The organism is Dictyobacter halimunensis, assembly GCF_036245075.1.
Genome location: NZ_BSRI01000001.1, coordinates 57343 through 78168, shown reverse-complemented (window position 1 = coordinate 78168; position 20826 = coordinate 57343). Strand labels below are relative to the sequence as shown.

Genomic DNA, 20826 nt, shown 5'->3' with positions numbered 1-20826 from the left:
TGACCTACCATGTGGATCTGCCCACGGGATGCGCAATGAGATGACAGCAAGCTAGCAGTGTAGAGAAAAAAGAGACCTTTAATGAGAAAGAAACAAAACATACTCTCATGAGGAGGTCTCTTTAGGTATGATACCGAACCCAAGCATCGAGGTTCAAACTTCTCCTGTAGATCATCCCTCGGTTCCTGTGTGGTTTGCCGAAGTGGTTATCCTCTCTCAGCACCTCGCAACGAAAGGGCTGCTTGAAACCTTTGCCCATCAAGTTCGCTTGGTGAGAGGCCGTTTCGGCAGCTATGAACCGCTTGATTTTCTGGCCTTGTTAATCGGCTATGCCGCGAGCGGAGAACGAACGCTGGCCGACTTCTTTGATCGCTTAGCTCCCTTTGGGGCTGCGTTCATGGCTCTGTTTGGACGGGCTCGCCTTCCCCATCACTCCAGCTTGAGTCGTTTCCTCGCCAGCGTCGACCATCCCTGCTTGGAAGCGTTTCGCACGCTCTTCGAGCAGAACAGTTTTGCTGAGGGGTGGACCACTGAGACGATCGGTGGCATTTGGGATCGGCAGGGTCGTCGTTTCATCGTCTTTGATGTGGATGCCACCCGCCAAGCAGCCCGGCAACGTGCCTTGCCCTGTGATCCAACGCTTCCTCCCCCTCGGCGCCGACTCGATGCGGTCTGTGCACCAGGCTACACCGGGCGAAAACGAGGCGAGGTTGTCCGCACTCGCACTGTCATTCTTCAGATGCACACCCGTCAATGGGTTGGCACGTACGCGGGCCGAGGCAATGGCGACTATCAAGGAGAGCTTACTTCGGCACTTCGAGCCATTACAACCTACTTGAAGCTCTTTACTCTCACTCCAGAGGCCGCGCTGGTTCGTCTTGATGGGCAATACAGTGACACAGTAGCCATTACGCAACTGATTGAAGCAGGCGTGCATCTGGTCACACGGGCCAGAGGGTATCGAGTCCTGGAACATCCTCAGATCCAACGCGTCCTGGCTCATCCACCAACCGCATCCATGACGAGAGTGAACAGCGAGGAGGTCGTCGAGGTGTTTGATGGAGGCTGGTTACCATTGGATGAGGGAGTGCCTCAAACCCGCATCATTGTGGCGCGACACCGCACCTCCACATCAGGAAAGAGGCCTTCAGTCGGCAAGTGCATCGGCGAGTGGGTCTATGAGGTCTTCATTACGACATTGCCTGCCGACGGCTTCCTCGTCGAGGATGTGCTCAATCTCTATCATGGGCGAGGAGCCTTTGAAGCGGTGCTTGCAAATGAAGATGTCGAAGAAGATCCCGACCGCTGGTGTTCGTACACCCAGTGCGGACAAGAGCTCTGGCAGATCGCGTGTCAATGGGTGTGGAACCTTCGGCTTTCCCTTGGGCAGGCCACGCAACAAGTTGAGCTGCGCGAGATCGAGTGGGCACCTCCCAAACAAGCGCCTCCTTCACTCGAGGCTGTGGAGGACGCTCCCCGGGAGTATGGCCCTTGGCAGTGGGCGAAAGCGTTCGGAGCGGCAACTGGTCGCTTCGGAGCCGACGCCTTCGTACTGCAAGAGGATGGCAAGCTCCGCTGTCCAGCAGGATCAAGCCTCTGGCTGAGCGAAGTTCGTCAAGAAAATGAGTTTACGCAACGTGCCACATACCTCGGCTTCCGAAGAGATTGTGAGCCTTGTGCTCTCAAAGAGCAGTGTCTGGGGCGAGGCGCTAAAGGCAACCGTGCCCGCCGGGTGAGTGCTGTGCGTCGTCTCTTGCCCCCACCTGCCACCATGTTGCGAACGCCCATGATGCTGGGATCAATCCGCTGGGTAGATGTGGCGGGGCGAGCACTTCGCCGTACTTGGACGACTCATTGGCGAAGCCAATATGTTGAACTCATCCCACTCGTCGAGTTCCCGCAGCGTGTTTTTCCTCCACCTCGCCCCCCTCGTGCCATCCGTTCGCACTATCGCTGGAGTTGGCCTGATCGGCTCGCACGGAATGCCTGGTGGGGACCACCACAACTCCGTATTACGGTCGCGGGCGTTCCCACCACTCTTGCTATCAACTAACGAAGGAGGAACAAGCAAGCACAACACCTTTTTTTGATGAGTGATCTTTCCTTCCCTCTGAGCTGATCATGAGGGCCAAGCACTCCTGTCTGTTTCCACTAACCTCTTCCATATCTTTATTGATTGCTTGCTGTCACCTCATTGCGCATCCCGTGGGCAGATCCACCATGTAAGCAACTTTTGCCCTCAATCTTGAGCAACGCAGCCATTGATCGAATGGAAAGCCGCTCTAGAAGCGAATCGCAACGTACTGTTTTTGTAAATGCAGTGCTTATTATTTGGGGCCCAACAGAAAAACCCTCTCAAATCCGTTAAGGATACGCTGGTTGTTCCAGCTTACAAAAAACCTCTCCTGTGGGTGTCAGATACTCATCTCACCTCTTAGGAAATGACACTTTGATTATGATACGTTTTTTGATACTCTTCCAATCACGATGCTCATGCTTGCGGAGACTATGCACTTTCCCACCATAAAAGCTGAACAGTGAGTGCCATTAAACAGCCGATTGTGAGATGTTGAGTGGACCGAAGAAACGACGCTTGACGGACAGAAGCGTCCTGTGATAAGATTCAGGCATCTTTTCAAAAAGCAAGCAGCAAGAATATCAAGGAAGCAATGATGAAACGTCCACAACACCTCCAGCTGACATGCATCGTCAGCGTCCTTGCTCATCCTGCGGGTGTGTTCGCGCCGCATGCGGCGCATCGCGAGGAGTAAGAGCAGAGACAAGCTCTCCCCTTTTTCACTCTTTTTGGGCACAGACCATCTCTTCTTCGCATCGCGCCAACACTTTCGACCCTCTTCAGCTCTCCATCATCTCAACCATATGCGCGTGCGAAAGGAATCATTTTTGATGTTTAACCTGCCTGAAGATTTTCTCCACTTTATGCGCGAGGTCTACGGCACAGAGGCGGCCAATGCCTGGTTTCAACGCCTCCCCTCTTTTTGGAGGAATACGCCGAGCGTTGGCAACTCACGCTCTTGCCCCCGTTTGAGAATCTCTCGTTTCACTACGTGGCACCAGCTATCCGTGCGGATGGCACGCCAGTGATCCTGAAGACATCCGAGTTTTCCGATGAGTTTGAGCATGGACTGGCCGCGCTGCGCATCTTCAATGGGCGAGGCATCGCTCGTCTGCTGGAGTGTGACGAAGAAAAAAAGGTCATGGTGCTGGAGCGTTTGCAACCGGGAACCATGCTTGAGTCACTGGTGCCAGAACAGGATGTGCAAGCCACATCCATTCTGGCCGGAGTTATGCGTCAACTCTGGCGACCGGTACAAGGTATACATACCTTCCCGACCGTTGAGCAATTGGGGCAAGACCTGACGCAGCTCCGAGCGTGCTACGCTGGCGGCTATGGCCCGTTTCCGCCGCGCCTGGTCGAGGAGGCGATGGATCTCTTCGCGACATTAAGCGCCTCGGCAGAAGTGTCCATGCTGCTGCACGGCGATCTCCAACATTATAATGTTTTACGTTCGGGTGATACATGGCTGGCTATTGATCCTAAAGGGGTGGTTGGTGATCCCGGGTATGAGGTGGGAGCCTCATTCTTTAACCCTCTGCCTCGCATCCTTGAGGTGCCCAACCTGGAGCAGATGCTGGCCCGGCGCGTCGCTCAACTGAGCGAGGAACTGGGAATGGAACGAGCGCGCATACGCGGATGGGGATTGGCACAATGTGTGCGCAACGCGTGGAGCATGGTGGCGAATAACCAGTTGAGCGCGAACCCGCAGGGAGTACTTCGATGTGCAGAAATTCTTTCGCGTCTCACCGTTTGATGCTGGGCGCTCTCTCGTTGTGCTCCTGTTTCCGAGCGTCCGATCCTGCATTGTTTGCTGTGGATGGATCACTGCTCCGTGCCGTGAACTGCGCAAGAAGGAGGCCACTGTGCGAGGAGAAAGATGACGACACAACCGCGTATCGTCATCTTTCTCCTCGCACAGTGGCAGAAATATCAGGAGTGTTGTTCAAAGAGAAATGTCTCATCAAACCAAGCAGCTTGTTGAAAAGTCTTTGATAAACTCATAAGTAAAAAGTAAGATGTGCTTCAGTTTCTAGGAAAGAGTTGAAGCAGCAGGCAAAAGAAGAGATCTTGCTTTCACGTGTGAGCGAGCATGTCACTCAGAAGAGCAAAAAAGAGGCACTGAGAGCTTCCGTTGGGAACGGGCGTCGGCCCCAGCCTTGCTTTTTGAGCAACTGTTGAAGATTGTGTCCTGCGGCAATGACAAGAGCCTCGCAGTTGACCCGCCAGAGGCGTCGTAAACGAAAGCGGCGCATCCCATGCCAGTCTTTCGCTTCAGCAAAGAGCGGTTCGACCCACACTTTGCGCTTGTTGAGGGCTTTCTGGTAGGCCAGGGTCTGCTGATAACTAACGTGAGTTCTGGATAAACAGATCCCACTCCGATGAATTAGAATAGAAACAAAACAAACACCATCTATTCACCATCGGAGGGATCTGACAATGAGTTTACTCGAATTGTTCTGTGATGTCGACGATTTTATGCTCACCTTTACACCGCAGTGGGAAAACAGTCAGATGCAAGCTGGCAAGCGCCGAAAGCGTGCAGGCCATCTGTGCCCAAGCGAGGTGATGACGATTTTGATTCATTTTCATCAGTCGCACTATCGAACATTCAAGGCCTACTACACCGAACATGTACAGGTGCATCTGACCAAGGAGTTTCCACATCTGGTGAGCTATGCGCGCTTTGTGGCCCTGATGCCATCGATGATGATTCCCTTGCTGGCGTATTTGCACAGCCGCTATGGAGCCTGTACAGGCATCAGCTTTATTGATGCGACATCTTTGGTCGTATGTGATCCCAAACGGATCCATCAACACCGTGTCTTTGCTGTTGACGCCAAGCGGGGTAAGACCAGCATGGGATGGTTCTTTGGTTTCAAGCTACACCTGGCGGTCAATGATCGAGGCGAGCTGCTGGCATGTTGTCTGACGCCAGGCAACGTCGATGATCGAACGCCGGTTGCCCAGATGGTCAAACACTTGCATGGCAAGCTCTTTGGTGATCGCGGATACATTTCTGCTCCTTTGAGCCAGTTGCTCTTTAAGCAGGGACTCCAGCTCATCACCAAGCTGCGCAAGAACATGAAGAACCATCTCATGCACATTTCGGACAAACTGCTGTTGCGCAAACGGGCTGTCATTGAGTCGATCATTGACCAGCTCAAGAACATTTCGCAGATTGAGCATTCTCGCCATCGCAGCCCGGTCAATTTTGTCGTGCATTTGATTGCTGGGTTGCTTGCTTACAGCCATCAGGGCAAAAAGCCGGGTCTGCATCTCGATGAGCGCGCTTTGCTGGCCGCTTGATCGGTCTACCTTAAACAGAACTCACGTTAACTACGAACGCGCTCGAGATACTCCTCTCCAACATGACGATAGACGCGACGCCCCTGGGTACTGGTCGTACACTGCCCTTTCACTGGACAGTCATTGCAGACAGAAGTTGGAGCACGATAGAGCTGACGTCCGTCGGGACCGATCACTTCCACCCGTTGCAAGATCTGGCCTTGCGGACAGCGGTACTGATCGGCCTGCGGTTCATAACGAAAGTGGGAGGCCGACCAAACCTCATAGCGCTCTTCCCAATTGGGCACAGGGATATACGCTCGGATGCCTTGATCTTCCAGAGCCTTGATATTCTCGATGGTTCCATATGTGGTGTCGCCAGTCACCTGGCTAGTCAAGAGGTGCCAGCGCCAACGGGTATGGAAGATAAGATCAAGCATTGGCAGGTTGTCTGTCACCTCAGGGGGAGTCACCAGTGCCGTCAGAATGATACGACGTTTGCTCCCAGCGACAACGTAATGGGTGTGGTAGCCCAGGTGAAGCCCACCGTTCTTGAGGTGCATGGGGGTTGCATCCGGGTCCGTGGTACTGATCCGTTGATCGGAACGACGTTGATAGAGTCCACGAACGTCGCGTTGTTGCCGGCCTTCTTCTCTGATCCAGTCGTGTTGTGTCGCGAGTTTGGCTCGAGCTCTTCGCGCTCTGGCTTGGAGAGGACAATGGGCAAAGCTGTAGGCGCGGGTCCAGCGAAGGTCTCCTCTTCCCTAGCTTCCTGTGGTTTCTCAGCAGGATGAGTCTCAGCGAAAAGAGCCGCCGGGTGCGCCTGAATAGCCTCTTGGGCTTCGTAAGCAAAGCGCGTCACAAGCGAATCCATGTCAGCGTTGGCATTCACCTGAGTCGAATCAATATAGAGTTCCTTGCCCCACACCAGTTTGGCCTGCTGGCATTATTCCACGATGGCATCAAAGAAACGGCGAAAGACAGAGAGCCCATACCGGGTCCGGATGCGGCTCAGGCTGGAATGGTCAGGCAAGGGTTTATCCAGATCATAGCTGAGATACCAACGAACGCTGAGGCGATCAGCTGCTTGGAGCACGAGTTGACGCTCAGATCGAATCCCCTTCAAAGAACATCACTAATTGCAGCTTAAAGAAGACAACCGGGTCAATAGAAGGGCGTCCCAGACCAGCGTAAGTTTCCTGAACAAACTTCCGCACAAACGAGAGATCCAACTTCTGCTCAAGAGAGCGATAAAAATGGTTCTGTGGGACTAGCTCTTCCAGCGAGATATGCGTCAGCGGAGCAAAACTCCGTTCTTTTGTTCCCATCATCGTGGTGGCCCTCCCTCCGGCCTTGTCTTGCTCTCCTCCTTTCTACCACCCATTTGGGACTTTTTCAACAGGCTGCGGACGACTTTAAGACAACCTTAGCAGTCAAAAGGAGAGACGGTTTTGTGCTTCAGTTGTGTGCGCTTTTACCACGTCGAGGAAATTATGCATTACCACAGAGTGCCCAGCGCGTTGCCGGACCATCTGGATTTCGGCCTGTATCGTGCTGTCTTGCAGTGGCAGATAGACCACATCAGGACGCTGAAAGGTGCGGATACAAGCGGGAACCAGCGCAATCCCTAGCCCGGCTGCGACCAGGCTGATGATCACATGGAACTGAATGGCTTCTTGTGCGATCCGTGGCTGGAAGCCTGCCTGCAGGCACATATCCATCATTTGATGCGAGAGTCCGGGCGCAAGTTTGGATGGGACGAAGATAAACGGGTCATCGGCCAGTGCTGACAGGGAGACAGAAGAACTTGTGGCGAGAGGATGCTTCACCGGCACCGCCACCAGGAAGGGTTCCTGTTGCACGGTCAGGTGGTGGAGTGTCGCATCCAGAATGGGAGGACGCACAAACCCGATCTGGATCTCTTCCTTGTGCAGTGCCTGAACTTGCTCGACGGTGGTCCATTCCCGTAAGATCAGTTCGACCTGAGGGAAGCGTTCACGAAACGCCTGGATCATCGCAGGAAGCATCCCATAGGCTGATGAGCCCACAAAACCGAGAGCCAGTCGTCCAATTTCCCCACGATCCGCTGCTCTGGCCGCATGAATGGATTGTTCAGCTTGAGCCAACGTTCGATAGGCCTCCTGCAGGAAGACTTCTCCAGCGGCGCTCAGACGCACACTCCGTTTGGTGCGTTCAAAGAGCTGAACGCCCATCTCCTTTTCCAGACGCTGAATCTGCTGGCTCAACGGAGGCTGAGCGATATGCAATCGCTCAGCTGCCCGGCTAAAGTGCAACGTTTCCGCAACCGCAATAAAATAGTGGAGTGAACGCAATTCCATCTTCTTCTTGTCCTCGGCTTGGCGTGGCTTGAACGAGTACCCGCGCCTCACCAAGACCCCTTTTCCCGGTGGCGCTCCCACTCGAATTATATCATAGAGATATAAGTCGGAGCGAAAATAGATATTGGACAACGTCTTCTGCTTCGCCTATCCTCAGGAGGAGATGGAGAGCGGGTGAACGCAGGGATTGCTTGCCTGCTGATGGGAGAACAGAAAGGAGTGAACAGACCATGAAAACGATACGAATCGGGTCGGGGGCGGGCTATAGCGGTGACCGGATCGAACCGGCGGTGGAGGTCATGGAACATGGCGATGTGGACTATCTCATTTTTGAGTGTCTGGCGGAACGCACCATCGCTTTAGCCCAGCAGCGCCGGTCCAGGCATCCTGAGCAGGGGTACAACGAGTTGTTGGCCTACCGAATGCGGCACGTCCTCCCGTTGTGCGCGCGCAAGCGCATCAAGGTCATCACCAATATGGGTGCTGCCAATCCCAGAGCCGCAGTAGAGGTGGTCAAAGAGCTTGCGACCTCCTTGGGCCTCACCTCCTTGAAAGTGGCAGCTGTCCTGGGTGATGATCTGTTCCCCCAGATTGCTCGCTATCATTCCTTTCCGATTCTGGAGACCGGGCAGCCCTTGAAAACGGTGCAGTCCTCCCTTGTTTCGGCCAACGCCTACCTGGGCGCGCAAGGCATTGTCCAAGCGCTGCAAGCGGGGACGGATGTGGTCATTACCGGGCGGGTGGCTGATCCCGCGCTCGTGCTGGCTCCCCTGCTCTTTGAGTTTGGCTGGGACATGAGCCAGTATGACCTGCTTGGAAAAGGAACGCTCGCCGGGCACCTCCTCGAATGCGGAGCGCAAGTCACCGGGGGGTATTTTGCGGACCCAGGCTATAAAGATGTGCCCGATCTGGCGCACCTGGGGTTCCCGATTATCGAAGTGACCGAACTGGGAGAGGTCACCGTCACCAAGGTGGTCGAGGCCGGTGGCATGGTCACTTCTGCCACCGTCAAAGAGCAACTCCTCTATGAAATTCATGACCCCAGCCAGTATTTCACTCCCGATGTGACGGCCGATTTTTCTCAGGTTACCGTCACAGAGGTTGCACCCAACCAGATTCAGGTCAGCGGCGCGAGGGGGCATGCCCCCAATGGGCAGTATAAAACCTCCGTCGGCTACCGGGACGGCTTTCTTGTCGAGGCAGAGATCAGCTATGGTGGGACATCTGCGTACCGGCGTGCCCGGCTCGCCGGGCAGATCATCACGCTGCGTCTGGCAGACGTTCACGTACCGGTGAAGGCGTTGCGCGTCGAGTATATCGGTGTCAACTCCCTCTATCACGATGTCCTTTCCCAACACATCGTCCAAGAGAGGCAGGAGCCCTTAGAGGTTCGCCTGCGGGTCGCTGCTCGTACCGCGACGCGGGCTGAAGCCGAACGCGTTGGCAATGAGGTGGAAGCGCTCTATACCAATGGACCCGCAGGAGGAGGAGGTGTGAGGGTTCACATCAGCGAGGAGCTTGCCATTGCCTCCATCCTGATTCCTGCCAGTGATGTTCAGCTTGAGTTGGTCTATGAGGAGATTTGAAATGATGAAGTTACAAGAGATTGCTCATTCGCGTGCGGGCGATAAAGGAAACATCTTGAACCTGTCCTTGATTGCCTATCAGGTGGAGCACTATTCGCTCTTGCAAGCACAGGTGACAGCCGAGCGCGTCAAAGCGTGGTTCGGGGAGATCGTGCAGGGCGAGGTGAGACGCTATGAACTGCCACAGATTGCAGCCTTGAATTTTGTGCTCGTCGATGCTCTGGGGGGGGGCGTCACCCGTTCCCTGGCACTGGATCGGCACGGGAAAAGTTTGAGTTCGCTGTTGCTTGAGATGGAGATTGACGAGCACCTCCCTGCTGTCGCACTCTCGGAGGAACACGAATGCCTGTAGAACCACGTGTGCAGATTGCTGATGGTGCCTTACGCGGTCGGACGCTTGCCAATGGAGGCTTCTGCTTCGCGGGTATCCCGTTCGCCACTCCGCCTGTTGGTCCGCTGCGTTTTCGTCCGCCGCGGCCAGTTCCCCAGTGGACAGGGGTGCGTGAAGCCATCTCCTTCCCGCCCGCACCTCTGCAACGGCTCCTGCCTTCTCTCGGACCCTCCACCATGCAGACCAGCGAAGATTGTCTCTATCTCAACGTCTGGACTCCCGACCTCTCGGGGCGGCGTCCCGTCATGGTCTGGATTTACGGCGGCGGCTTCGAGAGCGGGTCGGGCTCGCCTCCGCTCACCGATGGCGAGGCTCTCATGCACCGCGATATCGTGTTTGTCGCTTTCAATTATCGGGTGGGAGCGCTGGGGTTCTTATATCTGGCCGATCTGGGAGGACCAGACTGGGCTCCGACCACCAATTGTGGATTACTGGATCAGGTTGCGGCGCTGCACTGGGTTCGGAACAATATCGCAGCTTTTGGAGGGGACCCCAACAATGTGACCGTCTTTGGTGATTCAGCGGGGGGATTCTCCATCGGGGCCTTGCTGGCGATGCCAGCCGCGGCAGGGATGTTTGACAAAGCCATCATGCAAAGTGGAGCGACCTCGCGCACCTTTTCTCGCGAAACGGCCACCGGGATCGCGCGCGATCTGCTGGACAGGCTGGAACTCTCTGAACCGGAACAACTGCTTACCGTGCCTGCCGAGCGCATCGTGGAGGTACAGTTGGAGGGGATTGATACCGATATTGGAGCGCGCAACACGCCGGGAGGGCGCTCGTATGGAGCGGTCGTTGATGGGCACGTGTTGCCTGATTTGCCGCTCGACGTTGTTGCCCGCGGAGGGACCAGGACGATTCCATTGATCGTGGGAGCCTGTCGCGATGAAGTGCAACTGTGGGAGGCGATGCTGCAGCCGACCACTTTTGCCCCGGCGAGTGAAGCGGCCTTGCTGGTAGAGATGGCGCGGTGCGTGGGTGAAGAGCGAGCCGCTGTACTGTTGCAGGCGTACCAAAACAGAGAACCAGGGGCAAGCCTGGCACGCTTGCGCACCCGCTTCCTCAGCGACTGGATTTACCGCGTGCCCGCCGTGCAGTGTGCTCAGACGCAGATTGCCAGTGGAGGGCAGGCATGGAACTATCTGTTTGCGCATGCTCGTTCTCCTGATCTGGGTGCCCATCACGGAGCAGATGTTGCCTACACACTGGATATGTTGGATCAGCTTACCTTCTTCGGCTCTGCTGCAACCCCGCAAGACCAGCAGGTGCGTAATGAGATGACTGAGGCGTGGACGACGTTCGCCCGCACTGGTGATCCGGGTTGGCCCATGTATCGACCAGAAGAACCGACTGTCCGCTGTTTTGGCGGAACTGCCCCCTTGGTGACGGAGCCACTAGCCGAGGTAGCTCAGCTCTGGCAAACGTTCTGGTCGCAACAGAAGTAGCACGTGGCAGTTTGTGCTTCGAGGAGATATCGGGGGAGCAAGTGGTAAGAGCCGCAGGTGCAAGAAGGCGGGGAGCGGAACGACTTCCATGCTCGTCTTATGGACAGTCTCACCACGAACGAGGAGCTCGCAAGGAAGCTTCCTCCTGTAAACGCGAAAATTCCATGATCACATTTTTTCGTGGTGGCGTGGGGAGAAGTCGGGAGGGGGAGAAAGGGAGAGAAAGCGCGTGGGGAGAGGATGGAGGCAGGTGATGCAAGAGAAGGCGCGCTCAAACAGCGAAGAAAAAAGCAAGCCAAATACACAAGGAATTGACTGTGCCTGCCTCCTTGTGTCACTGTTTGATCGATAGATGAGATGAAACTGTGAACGGAAAGTGAGAGGGGAACAAGGTGAGCAGGCGCCCATGTTCACCGGGACTGCTCGCTGCTGTGTTGTGCCGCTAAAGCTCCAATTGGGTGCGCAGGAGATCGGCGTCGACGTGTTGGAAGCGAGGCAGAGGCATGGGCCTGGTTGGATGTTCCAATCAGGCCATGTTTGCGAGCAACCGCTGGCTTAAAGAGATCCTGGTGAAGAACTCCAGGGTTTCTTTGTAACCACACTCAACATACCATACATGCAGAAAGAAAGACGATGGTTCTCGTGCAAGGTCTACACAATATATGTAGCATACCTAAGAAGGGGCGCCTCGTCAGTATGCCTGTACGCCCATATCCCTCGCAAGGAGCAGAGTCACATCAATTGCAGGCATGGGCGTAAATGAACTCATACATAGCCTATTCTGCTCATACCCATAACCAAGGGACATTCCATGCCATCCCTATCTCCGGGGCCTCAAGGGGCTTGCTATGACTCTATTTTCAATCACATGGAGGAGACTCACGATGGATCTCGTATTACCACTTGAGTATCAGCTTGGCAATTGGTGCAAGCATTTTACCGGACGCTTTCAGAAGCAATGTCGAGCAGGTATCGCGTACATGACATTCCAGGCAAGCGCGCTCCCCTGCCTGAAAGACAACTGCTCGACAGAAACATGTACTCATGCCTCATTCCCGACAGTTACCGAAGTTCAGGCTCAGATGCAGGAGATTGAAGGGCTCATCAAGCAGGCCTTGCCCAATCTATCCAAAGGCATCTGTCCACAGTGCAGAAAACCAATTGAACGGAAAGAGATTGAAGGATTTAGCCAGTATGCAATGCCTTGCCGGCATCGCTTGGGAACGACATTCTAAAAAGAGAGCATGTCTATCCTGCTCCTCTGGCATGATCAGAAACATAGCACTGTCGTGCCTTTCCCTCTATAGATCTCTATCTTAAAACTATTCTGGGGTATTTTTATGAAAAAGTTTCTTCATTCCGTGTTCTGCTTCTTCCTCTTGTATGCGATGCTGGTTGATGCTGAGGAGTTGCTCAAAGAGCGCATCGTGTTCATTTTCAGGATTCATGCACTGTCTATTCCTCCATACTCTCTGCATTGACGACCTATTTGGAGAAGTAGCACGACTCCTCAAGCTAGCGCGGCAGCGACCAGCAAGGTGCGAGCGAACCCACTTCCCGTCGCGCCTCTTCCCTGTAGCTCTTCTCTATTACCCGGCACGACGAGCGCTTGGCAGACTGAACCAGAAGGTCGCACCCTGTCCTGGCGTGCTTTCCACGCCCACCTCGCCGTGCTGCTGGTGAATAAACTGGCGGCAAATGTAGAGGCCCAGTCCCAAACCTGCCTTCCATCCGTGCTGGACAGGCGTCTCGGACAGCTGGGAATATTGGTCCCAAATCTGGGCCTGGTGTTCCGGCGAGAGGCCTGGTCCCTCATCCCGCACCCACACCCGCACGGTCTCTGCCTGCAGGCACAGCCCAACGTGAACGGGCCGCTCGCTGGGAGCAAATTTGAGGGCATTGCTCAGATAATTGCTGAGGACCTGCCCGAGGCGATCGCGATCGCCAGAAACCAGGATGTCGTCTTGTTCGGGCAGCGTCAGTTCGATCAGGCGGGAGGGATAGGCAGCCTGATAGTTCTGGACAGTTTCGTACACCAGGCTGCACAGATGGCAGGATTCCTGCCGGAGCGCCAGCGTGCCCTGCTGCAGATGAGAAAGGTCAAGCAAATCATCGATCAAGCGCTGTTGTGTTCGCATCTGCTGCTGGCTGCGTCCCAACATGGTGAGGACCGCTTCCAGAACGTGGTGTTGTTCGTCGTCCAGGTGCTCGGGGCGAGCCAGCAGGCGGGTGAGCCAGCGGTGAGCGAGTTGGATATTGCCAGAGAGCGCCGTCAGCGGATGTTTGAGCTCATGGGTCACCAGGTTCATGAACGCCTCGCGCTGCTGGTCGAGTTCGCGACGGGCGGTCAGGTCGTGGGCAATGATCGAGGCCCCCACGATGGTGCCATCCCATTCCTTGACGGGAGAGATCGTCACTGACACACTGACCAGGCGGCCATCCTGGTGCACCTGCCTCGTCTCGTAGGGGGGGACGTATTCACCTCGTCGGATGCGCTCCATCATGGGGATGATGTTCTCCTGGTGATCTGAGGAGAACAAGCACTCCACGGATTGCCCGACCATCTCCTGGGCTCTGGAGCCATAGAGGTGTTCGGCTCCCGCATTCCAACTGGTCACAAGGCCCTGCAGATCGATGCTCACAATGGCCACCTCCGATGAGGCCACGATGGCAGCCAGATGCAGCTGGGCCAATCGCGCGTCCTGATTGAGACGAGCCTGGGCTTCCAGTTCCCCAATGAGCACTGTTTGCTCCTCCAGCATCACCTGCAGTTCTTCGATGAGGGCATCACGATCCTGATCTGGATGGGTGTCGAGCGCTGCCGCAGGGAGCTGATAGCCTTGCTGGCGCGCCAGGGCAAGCGCTGAGAACTGCACCGGCGTCGCGGTTCGTTGGTAGCACGGCACCGGGCTGCTTTCGTGTCGCTGGAAGAGCGCTGCATCGGGCGAGACTCCCTCCTGCTCCCCCAGGAAGAGAAGGTAGCCCTGGGGGCGCAACGCATAGGCCAGGCGGTTGAGAATGTTCGCCTGGTGGGTCTCTCCATAGGAGGAGAGCGGGAGGTGCACGATGATAAGGTCAAGGCGGGGAAACGGCACCTCCGTGAGCACGTTATGCGCACCAAAGATGAGGGACTGACGCCACACTTTGGGGAGGGATCGCCCTTCCCAGTTTTCCTGGAGGAGGGATTGGTACGCAGCCAGGGAGGGTTCTTGGTCGAGATGGCTTGTCGTCGCCAGCTTCCTGGCTCTGGTGACTGCCTCCACATCAGGGTCGGTCGCAAAGATCGTACATGAGGTGGTGTCTGTGGGAACCTGCTGCTGTTGGATGAGATGCAACAACAGTCGCAGGGCCTCGTCTCCGGCTTGACACCCGAGTGACCAGATCCGCACGTCAGGCGAGAAGGCGTGTTTCTGACGCCAGATCGATGGCAGGAGCTGATCTGCGATCAGGGTCAAGTATGCCTGCTGGTGAACTGTCTGAGCCATTTATCACCATCCTCTCTGAGCAAGAGGATAGGTCCGCAGCTATCCTCCACACGCTTTCATTCCTTGAATGTTGTTCTCCCAGGGGAGGTACGCTCCTCGATGCACACGAGCGCATTTGACAGGTTGTTTGCTCTTGCATTATAGCACATCTTCGATAGAGAAGCTTTTCGTGACAATACTTATAAGCTGATGCTCATGAAATCTTATGGAATCTTAACTTTGCGATTGTGGAATTTGAATAATCTTTCCTCGGCGCTCACGTGGCTTCTGTAACGTTTTTCTGCACATGACATTGATCGGCGATCGGCTGGGTGTGGGGAGCTTCGTCAGGAGCAGCTTCGCAGCGCTACGAGCGAGCGAGAGAGCAGCAAGCAGGGGACTACCAGGAAGCAGATGGAGGAAGGAAGCGGTAAATGAGTTGCTCGAGTTCATCCATCTCAAATGGTTTCGAGATGATGGCATCCACCAGTGAAGCGATCTCAGGCCATATGGTGCCCGCAGTGAGCAGCACTATGGGAGGCGGTGCCATGCCTCGTGCGCCCGCTTCCTCATGTAACCCCTTCACTACCTCTTTTCCTCCCAAAATGGGCATCATCATGTCCGTGAGCACAAGCGCTGGCCAGTGTTTACGCGCGAGGGTCAGCGCCTGGTGTCCATTCCAGGCGACCACTGGTTGGTACCCAAGGCCCTCGATCACGAGCGCCAGGATCTCGGTAATCGGGATGTCATCGTCAACAATCAAGACGACGGGTGGCTCGCCTATTGCCTCATGCACGTGTACACCCTTCTTTCTTACTGTTGCTCTTGCTCTGACTGGGAACTCCTCCGGGGGGAAGCCTTTCGGTGGATCGCTGCGTGCTGCTCTGCAAATGTGTGCAGTCTCTCCTGATCGCGCTCATCGGGTGTCAGCACATGGATTCCTTCGGGCGCCACAATCAAAAAATCATGGAGTGCTTCATCGTGGTTGGAAAAGCGCATCTTCGGAATGGAAAGGACGCGATGCATCTGCCCTTGATAGATGAGGTGCTGCAGAAGCATCACATTTTCTGCCAGGACCGTGAGTTCATCCGCAGAGAAATCCGGCTGCGTGGTGACGATTTGCGTTGACTCTTTGATGGCTAACAGCGTCACGCCCCGTTCCCGTAAGAGGCTCAGGAATGCTGCGAGATAATTGGGAACGCGTTCGGTTCCACTGCTCCTGCGGATGGCTCGCTCCCATTCTGCAATGCTATCAATGACCAGACGCTGGGCACCTGTTTGCGCAAGAGCCGCCAGCAGCTCTGTGGCGACCTGATCGGGGTCCAACTCAACCGGGTCCCAGTGGTGGACCGTCACTCCTCCGTTTGTCGACAACGCACGCTGCAACTGCTGATTCCACGCGAAGCCCTCTGCCTTTCGAACCAACTGATCCGCTGTCTCTCGAAAGCCCAGAAACATGCCAGATTCTCCCTCTGCCACACCGGTGAGGAGGAATTGGAGCGCGAGGAAGGTCTTGCCCGTTCCGAGGTTCCCGGTCAGGACGGTCCCTGTGGAGCGGGTCAAACCACCGCCAAGCAAGCGATCAAGTTCGGGCAATCCAAAGCTTGCTCGTTTGGTCGGGGGGGGCGAGAACGTTTTCTTGTTCCAACCCACGATGAACGGGTGCCGGAGGCGGGTCTCCAAGCGAGGGAACACCTGGATCCCTGTCTCGTTGATGGCTAAACCGTGCAGGCCTGGTAACAACGCTTGCCCTCGTATTTTCAGCACCTCAAGACTGCGATGGGTGCGGACGCCGAGCAGGGTATTGTAGAGTCCGATGAGCACATCCGCAGTTGTCATCTCGGGAAAGAGCGTGGCATCACGTGGATCTGCCTCTGCTGTAACGAGTGAGGTGGTGCCAAACAGGCTGAATTGTGTCCCCAAGTCGTAGAGGAGGCGGCGGGCAGCAACAAAATCGATCTCCTGGCCGCGTAGCCCTTGAAAGCCATCAAGCACCACGACACTTGCCTGCAAGCGGCGCGCTTCTGCCACGATGGCCTGCCCCGTGATGGGGCCTTCCGGTGGCACAAATTGTTGCAAGCTGAACACGTGTACCGTGCGGCCAACGAGGTCTTCTGCGAAGAAGCGATAGGGACGCAGATGCTCTAAGAACTTTGCCGTTGGTTCGGACAGCGCGGTCAAGAAGAGCACCTTTTCTCCACGCTGAGCTGCAGCGAACGCGATCTGACAGGCGAGCGTGGTTTTTCCACTGCCAGGAGGTCCAAGAATAACGGCTAATGCTCCCTTGGGGAGACCTCCACCTAGCACCAGATCCAAATGAGGGACTCCCGTTGGCTCTAATGGTGGTGATGGTGAAAACAGTGCGCCCGATGCCTCATCGGGAGGGAATAAATCTGACATGTTTTCTTTCTCTCACAATACCAACTGATTGTTTCTCCAGTATGTCACAAGGTTGCTCATCTGGCAATGATCTCGCCCCGTTTTCGTGCTTCGTCCGTCACCTTCGACACTGCCGTCGGCCCCTTCTCAATGCGTTGCAGGTAGATAAACAGCGATCTTCGATGGTGCCAAACTTGCGACCGCACCGAAACGAAAATCATCGAGATGCCAATCTGTGTAACCTGCCCGACTGGCACCGTGGGCAGTGCCATGATGCGTCGGAGAATGATCTGGCGCGTGGTCTGTATTCCCAGGCGGTCTATGACACAAACCCCAAGTCTACCGCCAGTCGCTAAACCAATGACTTGCACAATCTGAAACAGACGTTGCATCACCCGTGCAAAAAGCGGAAACCCATGCAGGAGAAAAGCAAACATCCCACATATCCACACGCTGTGCTGGTGGAGCAGGAGCAGATGTGGTTGCCAGGGTCCCTGGACGTACGGATGTGGAAGTGGGAGGTGAAAGAAGTGCAGGTGCCTGGGAGCGTGGTGCTGTCGCCGCTGGTATTGGCCGGTGATGAAATGATGGTTGCGTGCTCATTGGAGCTCACTTGTTCCTGTGTATGGGCGCAATTTGGGAGCATTGTTTGGGCAAGGAAGCGGTCTTTTTGTGGGAAATGTGGCGGTGCAGCGACATATTTGTATGTATGCTGCGTGTGCGAGGCAAGAGGGGACGAGAGCATAGCGCGGAGAGGATCGCCGGCGGGCATGCGAGTGTCGGGGTAGACGGTGCGAGTGTGTCGATTTTCCGGTGATCTGGGGTGGTGAAGCAGCGGGAACGGCAATGGGAAAGAGTCTGCTGGTGCTTCGACTGGTGCGTTTGATGCAGGAGGACATGGCGAACACGGAACTGCCAGAGGATATCCTGGAGAGGGACGAGAGGTGCAAGAAGAAGGGCAGCACGCAGCAGGATGCGGCAACGGAGGAACGACGAGCAGAGGGAGAGCGCCCAGCTGCGCCAATCCTGGTGGGGACGCGCGTCTGGATGAGATACGAGGGAACGATCGGGCACTTGAGCCAGATCTGGTTGGTGCGGTCGCGGAGGATGCTGTGGATCTGCCAGCAGGTGCGACGGACTGCGCGGTATCTTCACGTCGTCGCCGGCGGATGATTGCGTCTGTGAACGTGCGCTGCGGGGAGGGGATCACGGATGCCGGTGAGCACTTCACGTTCGGCGCGCAGGCCTCGCTCAGAGGAGTGCTGTCGGAGTGGAGGAGCGTGGAGGAAGGCAGAAAAAAAGAGCGACGCGTGGCGGTCACGCACAAAAGCGTACTCTGAAGAAGAGCTGAATGTGGCCCAAAAAGCACGGCGGGGCGTCGGCGTGGAGGGTCATTTTTCCCCTTAAGGGGTATTTTACCTGAAGCCTCCCGAATCTCACCGAAGCCTCCCTGCCCCAGACTGAGAACAAACTACAAGCATTGTTTTTCTCGTTCCATCTTTGTTCCTGGCATAGAAGATTGAACCAAGGAACAGATGCCGCTCTCTCAAAGTCAAGGAATCAGGCTGATATATGCCTCATAATGTGAGCGCATTCAAGGGCTGAGAGCGAGCTTCTCACAGGGATTTACATCGAAAAACCGTTCTGCTCCTCGCGCTGGATATACTCCTTGAGGGCCTGCAAATCACACATCAGGGGATGGGGATGCCATCCGTCCCAGCCAAGACGTTCGCGGGAGAAGCCAGACTGGTCGAGAAGCTGATGAACCTCATCACAAACGGTGCGTACTAGTACGGCTCTGGCTTCGATGTCGAGCGTCTCTGCCAGCGCTCGCAGGAGGGGATCAAGCCGCGCGGCAGAGGCCCGTTGGCGAAACTCAAAGGCCAACCATTTCCAATAGGGGCCGTAGTCGTGTTCGAGCAGCAGGCAGAGCCGCATGACAGCTTCGGTAAAATGCCCTAGCGCTATCTGGATAGCGAGCGGATCGCGTCGGTGTGTCAAGCGATCCAAGAAATTGTACTGTCCGTAGTGCCAAACATGGAAGAGTTCCTGCTCTACACGTGCCAACCAGATGTGGCGAGGGTAGGTATGAAAGGCCACGCGCCAGCGGGCAAATGCTCCAGTGGGATCGTAAAGCACATGGCCGTGACGAATGCGATAGAGGGCGAGATCGCGATTATACGTTCGATCGTTCATCTTCTGCCATGCATCGGGATCATCATAGCCAAGTTCATCTTTGAAAAAGCGCTCAAGGGACGTGACATCGATATTCTCGTGAGGGAAGTGAAAGGAGAATCCTTGCCACTCACGAGGTGCATCACGACGCACGCGTCGAGCAAGCTCTTCCCCATAAGCGGTGTAATCCTTCTCAGAAAGGAAAAGGGTGAACATCGGTCCCCATCCATGATCCTGAGAGAGTTCGTCGTCGGCACCATATATTTGTGAACCGTGAAAGAGCCCTGCTATCACCCGCGTCTCAAGGTGAGGAAAGTTCTGCTGGAGATAGGGAAGGCCCCATTCTCGAAAGAATGTTTGTGCAATCTCAAGTCCCTTTGACATACCATCTTTCCTTTTGATCCCAAAGGGATACGTGCTCAAAATGTTGTTGTCCCGCTTTGAATGATCCCATGAAGTGGAAAAGTCAGTTCTTCATGATTTCAAACTGCATTGGACTGAGATAGCCCAATGTGGAATGCTTGCGCACTCGATTGTAGTACACTTCGATGTACTCGAAAATGGCCAGACGTGTTTCCTCATGGGTCACAAAGTGTGCCCGTGAGGTACATTCTCGCTTGAGGGTTCCAAAGAACCGCTCCATGACTGCATTGTCCCAGCAATTGCCTTTCCGACTCATGCTGATCTGAAAGTCGAGACCTTTGAGCAAGGCTTGGTACGCCTGGCTGGTATATTGGCAACCACGGTCTGAATGATGCAGCAGCCCTGCTGCAGGCTTGCGGTGGGTGACCGCCATGGTTACTGCTTGCTCCACGAGCACCTCATCTTGTCTGTGGTTCATCGCCCACCCGACAACGCGTCGAGAGAAGAGATCAAGCACCACCGCCAAATACATCCGGCTACTCCCTGTCGGAATGTACGTAATGTCAGCAACCCACTTTTCGTTAGGTCGCTGCGCCAGAAAGGCACGGTCAAGCACGTTTTCCGCAGGAACTGCGGCTGGGTCTGCTCGTGTGGTCATCACGCGATGGGTCGTGTGATGGGCTGCCAGTTGTGCCTGCTTCATGAGGCGTACGACGCGTTTACGCCCGACATGAATGCCTTCATCACGCAGTTGTGCATGGATCCGTGGGCTGCCGTAGCGCCCTTGGTGCTGGCGATAGATGTTCACAATCTGTTCGGTAATGGTGCCATCTTCTTGCTCTCTGGCCGAGGCAGGACGTTTCCTCCAGGCGTAGAACCCACCAACCGAGACCGAGAGCACGCGGCACATGAGGCGGACCTCAAAGTGGCCTCGATGGAGCTCGATAAAGTGGAAACGGTCTTCTACCGGTGCGAGAAGATGGCGAGCGCCTTTTTTAAGACATCACGCTCCTGTCTTAAGATCTCGTTTTCTCGGCGTAAGCGGCGCATCTCCTCCGCTTCTGGCTGCAGATGTCCACTCCCGATAAACGCTCGTTCTCCGTTGGCTGCCAATTCTGAGCACCAGCGGCTCAGCGTGCTCATCGCTATTCCCAGGTCTTCTGCCACTTGCCTTTGTGATTTTTCACTCGTTTGTACCAATCGCACTGCCTCTTGCTTAAAGGCTTTGTCGTATGTCTGTCCCGTTGCCATGATTTCCTCACTCCTTCTCCGACTCTCCATGTTCAGTTTATTGAGTCATCCAAACCGGGACAATTACA

The 20826-nt window shown here is 55.4% G+C and carries 20 protein-coding genes and 1 pseudogene; 8 read left to right on the top strand and 13 right to left on the bottom strand.

Going from position 1 to position 20826, the window contains the following annotated elements; genetic code table 11:
- The first annotated feature begins 127 nt into the window (after positions 1-127).
- Complete coding sequence (locus AABA21_RS00400; protein ID WP_338246701.1) at positions 128-2053, top strand: hypothetical protein; 1926 nt, start codon at positions 128-130, stop codon at positions 2051-2053.
- Between the two features lie 946 nt (positions 2054-2999).
- Positions 3000-3833, top strand: a complete 834-nt coding sequence (locus AABA21_RS00395; protein ID WP_338246699.1) for an aminoglycoside phosphotransferase family protein — start codon at positions 3000-3002, stop codon at positions 3831-3833.
- 343 nt (positions 3834-4176) lie between these two features.
- On the opposite strand, the gene AABA21_RS00390 is transcribed toward AABA21_RS00395, so the two are convergent.
- Positions 4177-4410, bottom strand: a complete 234-nt coding sequence (locus AABA21_RS00390; protein ID WP_479430356.1) for a transposase — start codon at positions 4408-4410, stop codon at positions 4177-4179.
- A gap of 106 nt (positions 4411-4516) precedes the next feature.
- Between AABA21_RS00390 and AABA21_RS00385 the strand changes: the two genes are divergently transcribed.
- The gene (locus tag AABA21_RS00385) at positions 4517-5386 is read left to right on the top strand and encodes an IS982 family transposase (protein WP_338246697.1); all 870 of its coding nucleotides are present in this window, start codon (positions 4517-4519) and stop codon (positions 5384-5386) included.
- A 26-nt stretch (positions 5387-5412) separates the two neighbouring features.
- Here AABA21_RS00385 and AABA21_RS00380 read toward each other — a convergent pair whose 3' ends face one another.
- The 5 genes from AABA21_RS00380 to AABA21_RS00360 all read right to left on the bottom strand — a co-directional run bounded on the left by AABA21_RS00380 (position 5413) and on the right by AABA21_RS00360 (position 7704).
- Positions 5413-5928, bottom strand: a complete 516-nt coding sequence (locus AABA21_RS00380; protein WP_338246695.1) for a transposase — start codon at positions 5926-5928, stop codon at positions 5413-5415.
- Entirely contained in the window at positions 5847-6227 is a 381-nt protein-coding gene (locus AABA21_RS00375; RefSeq protein WP_338246694.1) for a hypothetical protein, read from the bottom strand. Before AABA21_RS00375 ends, AABA21_RS00380 begins: the two co-directional genes overlap by 82 nt.
- 84 nt (positions 6228-6311) lie before the next feature.
- Positions 6312-6461, bottom strand: coding sequence for a transposase (locus AABA21_RS00370; RefSeq protein ID WP_338246693.1), 150 nt, complete (start codon positions 6459-6461; stop codon positions 6312-6314).
- Positions 6462-6471: 10 nt separating this feature from the next.
- Positions 6472-6696 carry a transposase gene (locus AABA21_RS00365; protein ID WP_338246692.1) on the bottom strand — a complete coding sequence of 75 codons (225 nt, stop codon included), beginning with the start codon at positions 6694-6696 and terminating at the stop codon, positions 6472-6474.
- 102 nt (positions 6697-6798) lie between these two features.
- A complete protein-coding gene (locus tag AABA21_RS00360; RefSeq protein ID WP_338246691.1) occupies positions 6799-7704 on the bottom strand; it encodes a LysR family transcriptional regulator in 906 nt (301 codons plus the stop codon).
- A gap of 230 nt (positions 7705-7934) precedes the next feature.
- On the opposite strand from AABA21_RS00360, the gene AABA21_RS00355 reads away from it, so the two are divergent.
- The 4 genes from AABA21_RS00355 (at position 7935) to AABA21_RS00340 (ending at position 12361) form a co-directional block, all read left to right on the top strand.
- On the top strand, positions 7935-9290 hold the full coding sequence (locus tag AABA21_RS00355; protein ID WP_338246689.1) for an acyclic terpene utilization AtuA family protein: 1356 nt from the start codon (positions 7935-7937) through the stop codon (positions 9288-9290).
- Positions 9291-9294: 4 nt separating this feature from the next.
- Positions 9295-9642, top strand: a complete 348-nt coding sequence (locus AABA21_RS00350) for an AtuA-related protein (RefSeq protein WP_420917119.1) — start codon at positions 9295-9297, stop codon at positions 9640-9642.
- Positions 9633-11126 (top strand): carboxylesterase/lipase family protein, encoded by a 1494-nt coding sequence (locus tag AABA21_RS00345; protein ID WP_338246685.1) that lies wholly within the window; start codon positions 9633-9635, stop codon positions 11124-11126. The genes AABA21_RS00350 and AABA21_RS00345 overlap by 10 nt, the downstream gene beginning before the upstream one ends.
- Positions 11127-12010: 884 nt before the next feature.
- The gene (locus AABA21_RS00340; RefSeq protein ID WP_338246683.1) at positions 12011-12361 is read left to right on the top strand and encodes a hypothetical protein; all 351 of its coding nucleotides are present in this window, start codon (positions 12011-12013) and stop codon (positions 12359-12361) included.
- An 87-nt stretch (positions 12362-12448) separates the two neighbouring features.
- Here the strand turns inward: AABA21_RS00340 and AABA21_RS00335 are convergent, their stop codons facing one another.
- From AABA21_RS00335 to AABA21_RS39175, 5 genes and pseudogenes are all read right to left on the bottom strand, one after another.
- Complete coding sequence (locus AABA21_RS00335) at positions 12449-12574, bottom strand: hypothetical protein (RefSeq protein WP_338246681.1); 126 nt, start codon at positions 12572-12574, stop codon at positions 12449-12451.
- Between the two features lie 141 nt (positions 12575-12715).
- Complete coding sequence (locus AABA21_RS00330) at positions 12716-14611, bottom strand: ATP-binding protein (RefSeq protein ID WP_338246679.1); 1896 nt, start codon at positions 14609-14611, stop codon at positions 12716-12718.
- 379 nt (positions 14612-14990) lie between these two features.
- Positions 14991-15386 (bottom strand): response regulator, encoded by a 396-nt coding sequence (locus AABA21_RS00325; RefSeq protein ID WP_338246676.1) that lies wholly within the window; start codon positions 15384-15386, stop codon positions 14991-14993.
- 17 nt (positions 15387-15403) lie between these two features.
- Positions 15404-16990: an ATPase domain-containing protein gene (locus tag AABA21_RS00320; protein ID WP_338246674.1), complete on the bottom strand. Its 1587-nt coding sequence runs from the start codon at positions 16988-16990 to the stop codon at positions 15404-15406.
- A 160-nt stretch (positions 16991-17150) separates the two neighbouring features.
- A pseudogene (locus AABA21_RS39175) lies at positions 17151-17373 on the bottom strand (ISL3 family transposase); the annotation flags it as partial.
- Between the two features lie 540 nt (positions 17374-17913).
- Here AABA21_RS39175 and AABA21_RS00310 point away from each other — a divergent pair.
- On the top strand, positions 17914-18309 hold the full coding sequence (locus tag AABA21_RS00310; RefSeq protein ID WP_338246670.1) for a hypothetical protein: 396 nt from the start codon (positions 17914-17916) through the stop codon (positions 18307-18309).
- A gap of 286 nt (positions 18310-18595) precedes the next feature.
- Here AABA21_RS00310 and AABA21_RS00305 read toward each other — a convergent pair whose 3' ends face one another.
- Together AABA21_RS00305 and AABA21_RS00300 are read right to left on the bottom strand one after the other, a co-directional pair.
- Entirely contained in the window at positions 18596-19528 is a 933-nt protein-coding gene (locus AABA21_RS00305; RefSeq protein WP_338246668.1) for a DUF4037 domain-containing protein, read from the bottom strand.
- Positions 19529-19610: 82 nt separating this feature from the next.
- A protein-coding gene (locus AABA21_RS00300) for an IS3 family transposase (protein WP_420917081.1) occupies positions 19611-20788 on the bottom strand; the annotation gives its coding sequence in 2 pieces (ribosomal slippage) (positions 19611-20495 and positions 20498-20788; 1176 coding nt in all).
- Between the last annotated feature and the right edge of the window lie 38 nt (positions 20789-20826).

Excerpts from the sequence above, each read along its gene's own strand:
- AABA21_RS00400 (WP_338246701.1), top strand. The coding sequence starts at position 128 with ATGATACCGAACCCAAGCATCGAGGTTCAAACTTCTCCTGTAGATCAT.
- AABA21_RS00385 (WP_338246697.1), top strand. The coding sequence starts at position 4,517 with ATGAGTTTACTCGAATTGTTCTGTGATGTCGACGATTTTATGCTCACC.
- AABA21_RS00380 (WP_338246695.1), bottom strand. The coding sequence starts at position 5,928 with ATGCACCTCAAGAACGGTGGGCTTCACCTGGGCTACCACACCCATTAC.
- AABA21_RS00365 (WP_338246692.1), bottom strand. The coding sequence starts at position 6,696 with ATGATGGGAACAAAAGAACGGAGTTTTGCTCCGCTGACGCATATCTCG.
- AABA21_RS00360 (WP_338246691.1), bottom strand. The coding sequence starts at position 7,704 with ATGGAATTGCGTTCACTCCACTATTTTATTGCGGTTGCGGAAACGTTG.
- AABA21_RS00355 (WP_338246689.1), top strand. The coding sequence starts at position 7,935 with ATGAAAACGATACGAATCGGGTCGGGGGCGGGCTATAGCGGTGACCGG.
- AABA21_RS00350 (WP_420917119.1), top strand. The coding sequence starts at position 9,295 with ATGAAGTTACAAGAGATTGCTCATTCGCGTGCGGGCGATAAAGGAAAC.
- AABA21_RS00345 (WP_338246685.1), top strand. The coding sequence starts at position 9,633 with ATGCCTGTAGAACCACGTGTGCAGATTGCTGATGGTGCCTTACGCGGT.
- AABA21_RS00340 (WP_338246683.1), top strand. The coding sequence starts at position 12,011 with ATGGATCTCGTATTACCACTTGAGTATCAGCTTGGCAATTGGTGCAAG.
- AABA21_RS00335 (WP_338246681.1), bottom strand. The coding sequence starts at position 12,574 with ATGAATCCTGAAAATGAACACGATGCGCTCTTTGAGCAACTCCTCAGC.
- AABA21_RS00330 (WP_338246679.1), bottom strand. The coding sequence starts at position 14,611 with ATGGCTCAGACAGTTCACCAGCAGGCATACTTGACCCTGATCGCAGAT.
- AABA21_RS00320 (WP_338246674.1), bottom strand. The coding sequence starts at position 16,990 with ATGTCAGATTTATTCCCTCCCGATGAGGCATCGGGCGCACTGTTTTCA.
- AABA21_RS00305 (WP_338246668.1), bottom strand. The coding sequence starts at position 19,528 with ATGTCAAAGGGACTTGAGATTGCACAAACATTCTTTCGAGAATGGGGC.